This is a genomic window from Eubacterium sp. AF34-35BH (assembly GCF_003477765.1).
In the GTDB taxonomy this organism is placed as follows: domain Bacteria; phylum Bacillota; class Clostridia; order Lachnospirales; family Lachnospiraceae; genus Eubacterium_G.
Map to the genome: position 1 here is coordinate 39,350 of NZ_QUDZ01000004.1, position 13,542 is coordinate 52,891.

At 33.0% G+C, this 13,542-nt stretch carries 13 protein-coding genes and 1 other annotated feature; of the genes, 10 read left to right on the plus strand and 3 right to left on the minus strand.

Annotated elements, in window-relative coordinates:
* Nucleotides 1-20 precede the first annotated feature (20 nt).
* The 10 genes from DWZ69_RS05340 (at nt 21) to leuS (ending at nt 12,193) form a co-directional block, all read left to right on the plus strand.
* Nucleotides 21-458 (plus strand): Rrf2 family transcriptional regulator, encoded by a 438-nt coding sequence (locus DWZ69_RS05340; RefSeq protein ID WP_117999466.1) that lies wholly within the window; start codon nt 21-23, stop codon nt 456-458.
* Between the two features lie 87 nt (nt 459-545).
* On the plus strand, nt 546-1,643 hold the full coding sequence (locus tag DWZ69_RS05345) for a MalY/PatB family protein (RefSeq protein WP_347497479.1): 1,098 nt from the start codon (nt 546-548) through the stop codon (nt 1,641-1,643).
* Nucleotides 1,644-1,708: 65 nt separating this feature from the next.
* Nucleotides 1,709-1,963: a binding site (T-box leader), on the plus strand.
* Between the two features lie 396 nt (nt 1,964-2,359).
* Nucleotides 2,360-3,817, plus strand: a complete 1,458-nt coding sequence (trpE, locus tag DWZ69_RS05350) for an anthranilate synthase component I (RefSeq protein ID WP_118436410.1) — start codon at nt 2,360-2,362, stop codon at nt 3,815-3,817.
* Nucleotides 3,817-4,395 carry an aminodeoxychorismate/anthranilate synthase component II gene (locus tag DWZ69_RS05355; RefSeq protein ID WP_118436412.1) on the plus strand — a complete coding sequence of 193 codons (579 nt, stop codon included), beginning with the start codon at nt 3,817-3,819 and terminating at the stop codon, nt 4,393-4,395. The genes trpE and DWZ69_RS05355 overlap by 1 nt, the downstream gene beginning before the upstream one ends.
* 73 nt (nt 4,396-4,468) lie before the next feature.
* The gene (trpD, locus tag DWZ69_RS05360; RefSeq protein WP_118436414.1) at nt 4,469-5,479 is read left to right on the plus strand and encodes an anthranilate phosphoribosyltransferase; all 1,011 of its coding nucleotides are present in this window, start codon (nt 4,469-4,471) and stop codon (nt 5,477-5,479) included.
* A 9-nt stretch (nt 5,480-5,488) separates the two neighbouring features.
* The gene (gene trpC / locus DWZ69_RS05365) at nt 5,489-6,274 is read left to right on the plus strand and encodes an indole-3-glycerol phosphate synthase TrpC (RefSeq protein WP_118436415.1); all 786 of its coding nucleotides are present in this window, start codon (nt 5,489-5,491) and stop codon (nt 6,272-6,274) included.
* Nucleotides 6,267-7,451: a tryptophan synthase subunit beta gene (gene trpB / locus DWZ69_RS05370; protein WP_118436417.1), complete on the plus strand. Its 1,185-nt coding sequence runs from the start codon at nt 6,267-6,269 to the stop codon at nt 7,449-7,451. Before trpC ends, trpB begins: the two co-directional genes overlap by 8 nt.
* Entirely contained in the window at nt 7,444-8,214 is a 771-nt protein-coding gene (gene trpA, locus DWZ69_RS05375) for a tryptophan synthase subunit alpha (RefSeq protein WP_118436419.1), read from the plus strand. Before trpB ends, trpA begins: the two co-directional genes overlap by 8 nt.
* 126 nt (nt 8,215-8,340) lie before the next feature.
* Nucleotides 8,341-9,663 (plus strand): immunoglobulin-like domain-containing protein, encoded by a 1,323-nt coding sequence (locus tag DWZ69_RS05380; protein WP_118436421.1) that lies wholly within the window; start codon nt 8,341-8,343, stop codon nt 9,661-9,663.
* Between the two features lie 115 nt (nt 9,664-9,778).
* Entirely contained in the window at nt 9,779-12,193 is a 2,415-nt protein-coding gene (gene leuS / locus DWZ69_RS05385) for a leucine--tRNA ligase (protein ID WP_118436423.1), read from the plus strand.
* A gap of 62 nt (nt 12,194-12,255) precedes the next feature.
* Here the strand turns inward: leuS and DWZ69_RS05390 are convergent, their stop codons facing one another.
* The 3 genes from DWZ69_RS05390 to DWZ69_RS05400 form a co-directional block, all read right to left on the minus strand.
* On the minus strand, nt 12,256-12,546 hold the full coding sequence (locus DWZ69_RS05390; protein ID WP_022165351.1) for a hypothetical protein: 291 nt from the start codon (nt 12,544-12,546) through the stop codon (nt 12,256-12,258).
* A gap of 105 nt (nt 12,547-12,651) precedes the next feature.
* A complete protein-coding gene (locus DWZ69_RS05395; protein ID WP_118436425.1) occupies nt 12,652-13,017 on the minus strand; it encodes a hypothetical protein in 366 nt (121 codons plus the stop codon).
* A 195-nt stretch (nt 13,018-13,212) separates the two neighbouring features.
* A complete protein-coding gene (locus DWZ69_RS05400; RefSeq protein ID WP_117999479.1) occupies nt 13,213-13,467 on the minus strand; it encodes a chorion class high-cysteine HCB protein 13 in 255 nt (84 codons plus the stop codon).
* Nucleotides 13,468-13,542 lie beyond the last annotated feature (75 nt).

Sequence of the window (13,542 nt, forward strand, 5' to 3'; positions counted from 1 at the left end):
AAAAGGAAAAGAGATGTAATATGAAGTTATCAAAGAAAAGCAGATATGGAATAATATCATTAATAGACTTATCTATTAATTCAAAAAACGGTCATGTGAAACTTAGCAGTATTGCAGAAAGAAATGATATATCTTTACAGTATCTTGAACAGGTTTTTGCAGGACTAAGAAGGCATGGAATTATTAAAAGTATTAAAGGTGCCCAGGGTGGATATTTATTAAATCAGAGTGCTAAGGACATTACTGTGGCATCAATTATTGAAGCACTTGATGGAACTTATAAGATTGAAAAAGAGTATGAAGGCCAGGGCAATATAGCAGAACAGGTTATTGAAGAATCAGTAATTGATAAAGTAAATGAAAAACTTGATGAAGTATTACTTAATATTTCATTAGAAGACTTAGAAAAAGATTATTTACAAAGTAACGATTTTAGTCAGTACATGTATTACATTTAAGCTTATTTAAAAATCACAGTTGTTAAAAATGAACACATAACACCAATGTGATTAAGTTGGAAGGTTCCACCCCCTAGTATATTTAATTTGTTACCTTTATGGGTTGCAGACATGGATTTTCAAACTTCACCTGAAATTATTGTGGCATTAAATAAAGCAGTAAGTCACGGTATATATGGCTACAGTGAAAGTAAAGAAGAATATTTTGATGCAGTATACAATTGGTATAATGATAATTTTAATTGGCATGTAAAAAAAGAATGGCTAATAAAAACACCGGGTGTAGTATTTGCCATAGTATTGGCAATTAATGCACTTACTAATGAAGGTGATAGTGTATTAATTCAAAATCCTGTATATTACCCATTTACTGAAGTAATTATTGATAGTAATAGAAAATTAGTGAACAATTCTTTAGTTAGAAATGGCAAAAAATATGAAATTGATTTTGAAGATTTTGAAAAGAAAATAATAGAAAATAATGTTAAGTTATTTATTTTATGTAGTCCACATAATCCGGTTGGTAGAGTTTGGAAAAAATGGGAGCTAGAAAAGATAGGAGATATTTGTCTAAAACACAATGTAAAAATTGTAAGTGATGAAATTCACAGTGACTTTGTTTATCCTGAAAATAAGCATATTGTATTTTCATCATTAGATGAAAAATATCAGAATATAACAATTACATGTACAGCATCAACCAAAACATTTAATCTTGCAGGACTTCAAATTTCAAATATTTTTATTCCTAATCTTGAAATTAGAAAAAAAGTATTAAAGCAATTGGATAGGGTTGGTTACAGTCAGGTTAATTTAATGGGACTTGTAGCATGCGAGGTAGCATATAAATATGGTAGACAATGGCTGAATGAATTGAAAGAATATTTATTAGATAACCTTAATTTCTTAAGAGATTATCTAGAAACAAATATACCACAGATAAAATTAATTGAACCTGAAGGAACATATCTGATTTGGCTTGATTGTAGTGCGTTAGGTTTAGAGGACAAAGAACTTGAAAAGTTTATCGTTGAAAAAGCCAAACTGTGGCTTGACTCAGGATATATCTTTGGAAAAGAAGGAGAAGGCTTCCAGAGAATCAATATTGCATGTCCAAGAGAAACATTGAAAAAAGCATTAGAACAGCTAAAAGAGGCAGTTGATGAAATAAAAAGCATAAAATAAATCAAGAATACATTAAATATGTAGGTTGACATTAACGCTTTAGTAGACTAAACTTTAAAAGTATTGTGAAACCGTTGATTAAGAGTAAGTAGTCGTATGGGACGTTTTTCAGAGAGTTGTCGGTTGGTGTGAGACAACAAACTAACAGCGATGAATGGACTTAAGAGGGCAGCTTGAAACCACATTATTAGGTAGTAGACGCTGACGGAGACTCACCGTTAAAAGAGTAAGCATATGATGGTATGCTGTTGAGAGAATGTGTTATACATTAATTTGGGTGGCACCGCAGAAGTTGAATTTATAAGGCTTTTGTCCCTTTACGTTATATACGTGAAGAGACAGGGCCTTTTTTTTGTTACTGTTTAGAACAGCGTTTTCGTATAAGTGAATATTTTTTTGAAGCTTGCTTATAAAAAAATATTCACTTATACGAAAACATTGAGCGGTCAGCTCAAGTGAGATGAAGTACACAAAGTGTACGAAATCGAACTGTTCTAAACATAGATGAATTTCTAAAAGAAATATTTTTGAAGCTTGCTTATAAAAAAATATTCACTTATACGAAAACATTGAGCGGTCAGCTCAAGTGAGATGAAGTACACAAAGTGTACGGAATCGAACTGTTCTAACAAGCGAAGACCAACTTTAACAGCCGGAAATCATAGGCGCTATTTAACTGAAATAATTAAACAGTCAGATATGCGAGAGGAGAACATATGAAAACACAAAGTTTTGAAGAAATCGAAGAATTAACAAAGGACTATAGCATGATTCCTATTTGCAAGGAAATATATGCTGATGTTATTACTCCAATTTCACTTTTAAGAAAAATGGAAGAATTTGGTAAAAACTTTTTCTTGCTTGAAAGTGTAGAAGGTGGAGAAAAATGGGCAAGATATTCTTTTTTAGGTTATGAACCTGTTTTGCACATAACATGCAAGAACGGAAAGGTAACCCAGAAAAGTGGCGAGATTGAAACTACTGTAACAATGGATCCAATGGATGCACTAAGAAAACAGTTAGAAAAATATAAGTCACCTAAAATTGAAGGAATGCCAACTTTTACCGGTGGTTTTGTTGGATATTTTGGATACGAAATGATTGGCTATGCTGAACCTAAATTAAATTTAAAAGAAAGCAATGTTGATGATTATCATTTAATGCTTTTTGACAAGGTAATTGCTTTTGATCATTTAAGACAAAAAATATTAGTAATTGCAAACATGAAGTCAAAAGATGGTCATCAGGGATATAACGGAGCTTTACTTGAAATTGAAAAAATGATTTCACTTATAAATGAACAAAGTCCATTACCTGAGTATCATGCACAGGAAAATGTAGATTTTAAATGTAATGTTTCTAAAGAAGAATATTGCAATATGATTGAAAAAACAAAGGCATATATCAGAGAGGGAGATATTTTTCAGGGCGTTATTTCAAGAAGATTTGAAGCTGAATATAACAGCAGTTTAATGAACGCCTATAGAGTTTTAAGAACTACTAATCCTTCGCCTTATATGTATTTTATCCAGTCAGAAGATATGCAGATAGCAGGTGCCTCTCCTGAAACAATGGTTAAATTAGTAGATGGCAAATTAACAACATTTCCTGTTGCAGGGACAAGGCCAAGAGGAAAAAATCAGGAAGAAGATAAAGCATTAGAAGAAGGACTTTTAAAAGATGAAAAAGAATTAGCAGAACATAATATGTTAGTTGATTTGGCACGTAACGACATTGGAAGAATTGCAAAATATGGAAGTGTTTATTTAGAAGAATATATGAAGATTCATAGATTTTCAAAAGTAATGCATATTGCTTCAACTGTATGTGGAGAGTTAAGAGAGGATAAAGACAGTTGTGATACAGTTTCAGCACTTTTACCGGCAGGCACATTATCAGGTGCACCAAAATTTAGAGCTTGTGAAATTATTGATGAATTAGAAAAAGAACCAAGAGGTGTATACGGTGGTGCCATTGGTTATATTGATTTATCAGGAAATCTAGATGTATGTATTGCAATTAGAACGGCAATAAAAAAAGGAAATAAAGTATATGTTCAGGCAGGTGCAGGAATTGTTGCAGACAGCGTACCTGAAAGCGAATATATGGAATGTGCTCATAAAGCAGGGGCAGTAATAGACGCAATTAAACGAGGAAGTGAGGTAAACAAGTAATGGTTTTATTAATAGATAATTATGATAGTTTTTCTTATAACCTTGTTCAATTAGTTGGAAAATTAACTGATGGAAAAATTAAGGTGGTAAGAAACGATGAATACACAATTGCGGATATTAGAAAATTAAATCCTTCACATATTATATTATCACCAGGGCCTGGGAAGCCGGAAAATGCAGGTATATGCGAAGAGGTGGTAGAAAAGCTAAAGGGAGAATATCCAATTTTAGGAGTTTGCTTGGGACATCAGAGTATTTGTGAGGTATTTGGTGCAAAGGTTACTTACGCAAAACAATTGATGCATGGGAAACAAAGTAACATGACAATTACAAATGACAGTCCGATTTTTAAGGGGATGGATTCACCATTTAAAGGTGCAAGATACCATTCGTTGTCGGCTAATCCTGATACAATACCCGAGGAATTGGAAGTTATAGCTATTGATGAATGTGACAATGAAATAATGGCTGTCCAACACAAAAAATATAAAATTTATGGTTTACAGTTTCATCCGGAATCAGTTATGACACCTGAAGGAGAAAAAATCGTAGATAACTTTTTAAAGATTAAAAAATAAATTAAAAAGATTATTATTTACAGATAAGTATGCGAAATTAAATTCAATAAACAAAAAAATTGGAGGTTTAAGTATGATTAAAGAAGCCATAGAGAAATTAGTGAATAAACAGGACTTAACTTTTGATGAAACAAAAGAAGTTATGAATGAAATTATGAGCGGTGAAACACCTGATACATTAATTAGTGCGTATCTTGTAGCACTTAGAATGAAAGGTGAAACTATTGAAGAAGTATCAGGTTCAGCCAGAGGTATGCGTGATAATGGAACAAAATTATTACATGACATGGAGGTCCTTGAAATTGTAGGAACAGGTGGAGATAAGGCAAATACATTTAATATTTCCACAACATCAGCATTTGTAGCGGCAGCGGCAGGTTGTAAAGTGGCAAAACATGGAAACAGAGGAGTTTCAAGTAAGTCAGGAGCTGCCGATGTTTTAGAAGCATTAGGAGCAAACATAACATTGGAACCTGAGCAAAGCAAAGAATTATTAGATAAAGTTGGTTTTTGTTTCTTATTTGCACAGAAATATCATCCGGCAATGAGGTTTGTAGGACCTGTTAGAGGTGCTTTAGGACTTAGAACAATTTTCAACGTTTTAGGACCTTTAACTAATCCGGCAGGAGCATCAATGGAAATTATTGGTGTTTATGAAGAAGAATTAGTAGAACCAATTGCAAAGGTACTTTTAAATCTTGGAGTTAAGAAAGGTATGGTTGTTTTTGGTCAGGACACAATGGACGAGATTACACCTAGTACAAAAACAACAGTTTGTGAAATTAGAAATGGTGAAACAAAATCTTACGAAATGAATCCTGAAGATTATGGAATCTCAATTTGTAAGAAGTCTGATTTGGAAGGTGGAGACGGAACAGAAAATGCTCAGATTACAAAAGACATTTTAAGTGGAAAACTTCAGGGAGCAAAGAGAGACGCAGTTTTATTAAATGCAGGTGCTTGTATTTATGTTCAAAATGACCATTTAACATACGAAGAAGCAATTAATATTGCAAGAGAAACAATTGACAGCGGAAAAGCATACGAAAAATTACAGGCTTACATAGAAGAAAGCAATAAGTAAAGGAGTTATATGATTTTAGATAAACTAGCACAATCAACAAGAAAAAGAGTTGAATTGGAAAAAGCAAACATTCCTTTAAAATTAGTAAAAGAGAAGGCTTTAAATATGCCAAAAGGAAATTTAGAATTTGAAAAAACTTTAGCCCAAAAAGGCATTAATTTCATATGCGAAGTAAAAAAAGCCTCACCATCAAAAGGAATTATTGCCGAAGATTTTCCTTATATAGAAATAGCAAAGGAATATGAGAAGGCAGGAGCAAGCTGTATTTCAGTTTTAACAGAGCCTGAGTATTTTAAAGGTGATAAAAAGTACTTAAAAGAAATAAGCGAAAATGTATCAATACCATTAATTAGAAAAGATTTTGTTGTTGATGAGTATATGATATATGACGGAAAAATTCATGGTGCATCTGCTGTACTCTTGATTTGTTCATTGCTTGATGAAGACACAATAAGAAAGTACATAGAAATCTGCGACAGTCTTGGTATGTCAGCATTAGTTGAAGCCCATGATGAAGAAGAAATTGAAAAAGCAATAAAAAGCGGTGCAAGAATAATCGGTGTAAATAACAGAGATTTAAAAACTTTTACAGTGGATATTGGAAATAGCGAAAGATTAAGAAAGCTTGTGCCGGATAATATTTTATTTGTTGCTGAAAGTGGTATTAAAAGCAATATAGAAATTGAAAGATTAAAAAAAGCTAACGTAAATGGTGTGCTTATTGGAGAAACATTTATGAAAGCTGAAAATAAAAAACAAATGTTACAACAATTAAAAGGAGAAGACAATGAGTAAAGGAAGATTTGGTATACATGGTGGACAGTATGTTCCGGAAACATTAATGACAGCGGTAAATGAAGTTGAAGAAGCTTACAATCATTACAAAAATGATTCGGAGTTTAATAAGGAATTAACAGACCTTTTAAATAATTATGCAGGCAGACCTTCATTATTATATTATGCAGAAAAAATGACAAAGGATTTAGGTGGTGCAAAAATCTATTTAAAGAGAGAAGATTTAAACCATACAGGTTCTCATAAAATTAATAATGTTTTAGGTCAGGTTTTACTTGCAAAGAAAATGGGTAAAACAAGAGTTATTGCAGAAACAGGAGCAGGTCAGCATGGTGTGGCAACAGCAACAGCCGCAGCACTTATGGATATGGAATGTGAAATCTATATGGGAAAAGAAGACTGTGAACGTCAGGCTTTAAATGTGTTTAGAATGGAACTTTTAGGTGCTAAAGTTCATCCTGTTACAAGTGGAACAATGACATTAAAAGATGCAGTAAATGAGGCTATGAGGGAATGGACAAATAGAATGGACGATACATTATATGTATTAGGTTCAGTTATGGGGCCGCATCCTTTCCCAACAATTGTTAGAGATTTCCAGAGCGTTATTAGTAAGGAGATTAAAGAACAGATTATGGAAGTAGAAGGTAGACTTCCTGATGCAGTTATTGCCTGTGTAGGTGGTGGCTCAAATGCCATGGGTGCATTTTATAATTTTATTGAAGATAAAGATGTTGCATTAATTGGATGTGAAGCAGCCGGACTTGGTGTAGATAATCCTAAAAATGCCGCAACTATAGCAAATGGTACAGAAGGAATTTTCCATGGAATGAAATCTTTATTCTGTCAAAATGATGATGGACAGATTGCACCTGTTTATTCAATTTCAGCAGGACTTGATTATCCGGGAATTGGACCAGAACATGCAAATTTACATGATACAGGAAGAGCAAAATATGTTCCAATTACTGATGTGGAAGCAGTTGAGGCTTTTGAATATTTATCAAAAACTGAAGGTATAATTCCAGCAATTGAAAGTTCACATGCCATTGCTTATGCAATGAAGTATGCAAAGACTCTTGATAAGAATAAAATTATTGTAGTAAATGTTTCAGGACGTGGTGACAAGGACGTAGCAGCAATAGCAAGATATAGAGGAGTACAGATTTATGAGTAAAGTAAGCGATGCATTTAAGAATGGAAAAGCTTTCATAGCTTTTGTAACAGGAGGAGATCCTGATTTAGAAACAACACAAAAATTAATTATAGAAATGGAAAAGAATGGAGCAGATATCATCGAAGTTGGAATTCCATTTTCTGATCCAATAGCAGAAGGACCTGTAATTCAGGAAGCAGATTTAAGGGCATTACAGGGTGGATGTACAACAGATAAATTGTTTGATGTCATAAAGGAAATAAAAGAGCAGGTAAATATACCTTTAGTATTTATGACATATGTAAACGTAATTTATCGTTATGGAACAGAAAAGTTTATGGCAAGATGTGTTGAATGTGGAATTTCAGGTGTTATTGTACCTGATTGTCCATACGAAGAACGCGATGAACTAGTACCTTTCTGCAATAAAGCAGGCATTGATTTAATACCACTTATTGCTCCAACATCGGAAGAGAGAATTACAAAAATTGCCAAATCAGCAGAAGGTTTTGTATATGTTGTATCATCTCTTGGAGTTACAGGTATCAGGCAAAACATAGCAACAGATTTAGGAGCAATGACTAAACTTGTAAAAGAAGCAACAGATGTACCTTGCGCAATTGGATTTGGTATTGCCAAGCCTGAGCAGGCAAAAAATGTTTGCCAGTATGCTGATGGAGCAATTGTCGGAAGTGCCATTGTAAAAATTGTTGCAGAATATGGAAAAGAAAGTGTTCCTTATGTTGGAGAATATGTTAAGAGCATGAAGGATGCAATAAGATAGAAATAAAAAGTAATAAAGTAATATAACGAAAGTCACCTTGAAAAATGCTTACAATGTTGTATAATAAATTAGTATGCATAGGCTTAAGGTGGCTTTTTGCGTATAAAAATAAAATGGAGTACGAAATTGGATATTAAAAAGATTGTCAAAGAAAAAAGATTTAAGAATACAGTTATTACTCTTCTTGAAATTTTAATTGTTGCAGGTATTATTTTTGGTGCTCTTATGTTTATTCAAAATAAGGTTACGTCAGAGGCTGACAAAGCAAGTAAACTTTCAGGAAAAGGTGTAGAAGAAGAAACAGAAAATAAAAAGACAGCTTTTTCAGATAGGTATTATATAGAAGTAAATAAGAAACTTAAGGCAGTAATTGTTTATCAGTATTCAAAGGACAAGAAAACAAAAGTGGCTGTTAAGTCTTTTAGATGCTCAGTTGGAAAGAGTCTTCCTAATGGAAATTTTAGAATTAAGACCAAATATACATGGCTTAATAAATACAGTGGTTGGCACAAATATAATTCATATTTAGATAAGAATGTATGGATTCAGTCACCATCATACTCAGGTAAGGAAGATTACAAACTGGTCAAATCATCTTATAGGAGCATTGGAAAAAAGAAAGCTTCAGGAAAGAATATTGTTTTAACAGCAAATGCCGCTAATTGGATATTTGAAAATTGTAAGAAAAACACATTGGTATCAGTAAAAAAAGGCAAGAAAAAAGATACATTGCCTATAGATTTTTCACCGGTTGTAAAAGTATCCAGAAAATGTGGCTGGGATCCTACAGATCTAAGTGAGAACAATCCTTACAAGAAGATAAAAAACGGTACTGTTGTTAAAGGTTCTCAGACAGTTACTGTTGAAAAAGGACATCAGTTTAATTATTACTGTAATTTAATAGCCTTTGGAACAAAGGGTAAAGATATTACTGGAAGATTGAAACATAATACAGTAGATACTTCAGCAGTTGGAAATTATACTGTGAAATATAAATACAAGTCAAAAGACGGTAAGAAGTACAGCATTTCACAGAAAGTACAGGTGGTAGATACTACACCACCGGTAGTAAGTTGTAGTAAACAGGTATTTACATTAGAAGTAAAAAGTAAAAGTCCAAATGATATTAATACAAAGAAGAATGTTCAAAAAATCATAGACATGGTTAAGGCTACAGTAACCTGTAATGAACCTACAAGTGAAATAAAAGTATATACACTTGAAAAGGAACAGCTTCGAGAAAGCGAAAAAACACCTGTTGTTGTTAAGGCAAAAGATCTTGCAGGAAATGTTGGCTCATGTCAGGTGCTTTGTGAAATAAAAGTAAAAGAAGATACAGTAAAGAAGAATTTCAAAGTCAATAAGAAATTAGAACAACAGAGGAAAAAGAAAGCAGGTATTGAGCCTGAAACAACCAAAAATAAAAAGAAGTCATCTAAGAAGAAATAATTAATATTTATGATTTTTAGGGACTGTTTATTGAAATTATAAAAGGTAATTATTTAAAGTGCTTATAAGCGCAATTAAGTTTAATTTACATATAAATCTAGGAGGAAAATAAGTTATGGCAACACCTTATAATCATAAGGAAATTGAGAAAAAATGGCGTCATAATTGGGATGTAAATCCTATTAACGCTGACAAAACAAAACCAAAGTATTATTGTCTTGACATGTTCCCATATCCATCAGGATCAGGACTTCATGTAGGACACTGGAGAGGATATGTTATTAGTGATGTTTGGAGTAGATATAAGATGCTTCATGGATATCATATTATTCATCCAATGGGCTGGGATGCATTCGGTTTACCAGCTGAAAACTATGCTATCAAAATGAAAACACACCCATCAATTTCAACAGCAGCAAATATTAAGAATATCAAAAGACAGATTAATGAAATCGCTGCACTTTATGATTGGGACATGGAAGTAAACACAACTGATCCTAACTTCTACAAGTGGACACAGTGGATTTTCGTTCAGATGTTCAAAAAAGGACTTGCTTATCAGAAGCAGATGCCAATTAACTGGTGTCCTTCATGTAAAACAGGTCTTGCAAACGAAGAAGTTGTAAACGGCTGCTGTGAAAGATGTGGAGCAGAAGTTACAAAGAAGAATTTAAATCAGTGGATGTTAAAGATTACAGCATATGCTGACAGATTATTAGCAGATTTAGATAAGCTTGACTGGCCTGAAAAAGTTAAAAAAATGCAGAGTGACTGGATTGGTAAGTCATATGGTGCAGAGGTTGACTTTAAGGTTGAAAATACAGAAGATGTTATTACAGTTTATACAACAAGACCAGATACTCTTCATGGGGCAACATTTATGGTTTTAGCACCTGAACATGAAAAAGCATTAGGACTTGCTACACCTGAACAGAAGGCTGCTGTGGAAGAATACATTCAGATGGCAGCAAACAAGTCATCAGTAGACAGACTTCAGGGAAAAGAAAAAACAGGTGTATTTACAGGTAGTTATGCAATTAACCCACTTAATGGAGCAAAGGTTCCAATCTGGCTTTCAGATTATGTATTAGCTGATTATGGAACAGGTGCCATTATGTGTGTACCTGCACATGATGACAGAGACTTTGAATTCGCAAAGAAATTTGATATACCAATTATTCAGGTTATTGCGAAAGATGGAAAAGAAATTGAAAACATGACAGAAGCTTACACAGAGGCTGTTGGTACTATGATTAATTCAGGCGAATGGAATGGCATGGAATCATCAGTTCTTAAGAAGGAAGCTCCTCACATTATTGAAGAAAAGGGCTTTGGTAAAGCAACTGTTAATTACAAATTACGTGACTGGGTATTCTCAAGACAGAGATATTGGGGGGAACCAATTCCAATTATTCATTGTCCTGACTGTGGTCCTGTACCGGTACCTGAAGATCAGTTACCATTATTATTACCTGATGTTGAATCTTATGAGCCAACAGGTACAGGTGAATCACCACTTGCAGCAATTGATGAATGGGTAAATACAACATGTCCATGTTGTGGTAAGCCTGCAAAACGTGAAACAAACACAATGCCTCAGTGGGCAGGTTCATCATGGTATTTCTTAAGATATGTAGATAACAAAAATGATAAAGAACTTGTTTCAAAGCAGAAGGCTCATGATAATTTACCTGTAGATATGTACATCGGTGGTGTTGAGCATGCAGTTCTTCATTTATTATATTCAAGATTCTATACAAAATTCTTATATGATATAGGTGTAGTTGATTTTGAAGAGCCATTTAAGAAATTATTTAACCAGGGTATGATTACCGGTAAAAATGGTATCAAGATGAGTAAGTCAAAAGGTAACGTTGTTTCACCTGATGATTTAGTAAGAGATTACGGTTGTGACTCATTAAGACTTTATGAAATGTTCGTAGGACCACCTGAACTTGATTCTGAATGGGATGAAAGAGGTATTGATGGTGTTTATAGATTTATCACAAAATTCTGGAAATTAGCAACTGACAGCATTGAAAAAGATGTTAAGGCTACAAAGGAAATGATAAAGATTCGTCACCAGATGGTTCACACTATTACCAAACGTCTTGAAGACTTTAGTTTAAATACTGTTGTTTCAGGATTTATGGAATACAACAATAAGTTAAATGAAATTGCAAAGAGAGAAGGTGGAGTTGATAAAGAAACTATTCAGACATTTACAACTCTTATTGCTCCATTTGCACCTCATATAGCTGAAGAACTTTGGGAGAAACTTGGAAATACAGGTAGTGTATTTGAAAATAATTCATGGCCTGAAGCTGATGAGGAATTAATGAAAGATGATGAAATCAAGATTCCTGTTCAGATTAACGGAAAGACAAAAGAAGTTATTGAAGTGCCTGCTGATATTTCAAAAGAAGATGCAATTGCTGCCGGAAAGGAAGCTATTGCAGACAAGATTAACGGAAATATTGTAAAAGAAATCTATGTTCCGGGAAGAATCATTAACTTAGTAGTAAAATAAAATGACAGTGGTAAATAAGCCGGTTGTTATTTTGAAAGCTATATATAAAAGAGAGAAAGCCTTTAGTGCTTTCTCTTTTTGCTTAAAGAATTTACAATTTGTTTTACCATATCAACACGTTTGATTTCTTCAGGAGACATATCTTCTTTTAATACATTAAGAATCAATTCGGTTTCGGCATTTGTGAAATTAATGCCTTGTTTTCCAGCCATGTTAGATTGTCTGATAAAATATGTAAACATATCCTTAGGCTCCATACCTTTTGCACCTTCGATAATATTAGTAAGAACTTCCAGACGTTCTTTTGATATGCCATCTAACACAGGATCATCCATCCATTTGTTGTTGCTCATAAAAACTCCTTAAATTTATTATTTATTTTTATTCTTTAAATAGTATTCAGTTTTATATTGAAAAATACCATTATAATATTATTAATCGTAAAATTACTAATTTAATTAAATTGAACTTGAAAAGTCATCCATAGTTTGGAAAATATCTGCCGTATCCATATCTTTAAACATATCCATCATTTCCATCATGGATTTAATATTTTCCATAGATTCTTTTGTATCCTCATCCATAAACTCCATAATATCACTTAGCATGTTTTCGGTAGATTTACTATGATTTTCATTCATTGTGGTTATTGCTATATTGGAATTAATAAAGGAGGCATTTTCCAATTCTTTAAATTTTATCATTATTCCAAGAAGATTACTTATAGGACCGTCAATGTAAGGAATTACAGCCTTCATAAGCTGCATGGTTTCGTTAGTGACCATACAATCAAATTTTGTTTGTTTATACCTGTTTTTGCACATAAGACTGTAACTCCTTTTGGTTTATTGAAACATAATTATATTGGTAAATTTTATGCCATATAATTAACAAAGATTAATCAATGGCAACAATTATTATAAGCAAAGTAAAAAAATTGCCGTTATATAAATTTAGACTGTTTAATGATTTGTTTAACAGGCAAAATAAATCATATTCGTAATAATCATTATTATTAACTAACAGCCACAACCGCAACCATTACCGCCGTTTCCACCAAAGAAATTTCCGTTTCCACAACCACAACAGCTAAATAAAATAAATAACCAGATTATGCTTGAACAGCAGTCATTTCCGCCGAAGAAACCATTGTTTCCACAACCATTACCGCATCCACCGCAGAATAAGAGAATAAGAATAAGGAAAAGGCAGTTGTTGTTTCCTCCATCATTACCGCATCCGCATCCACAGTTTGTTGCTGCTAAATCACTCATGTTAAATCTCCTAAAATTTTTACTTACACTAAATAATATGACCTAATGCCTGTCATGTTTACAAAAAAATCAAAA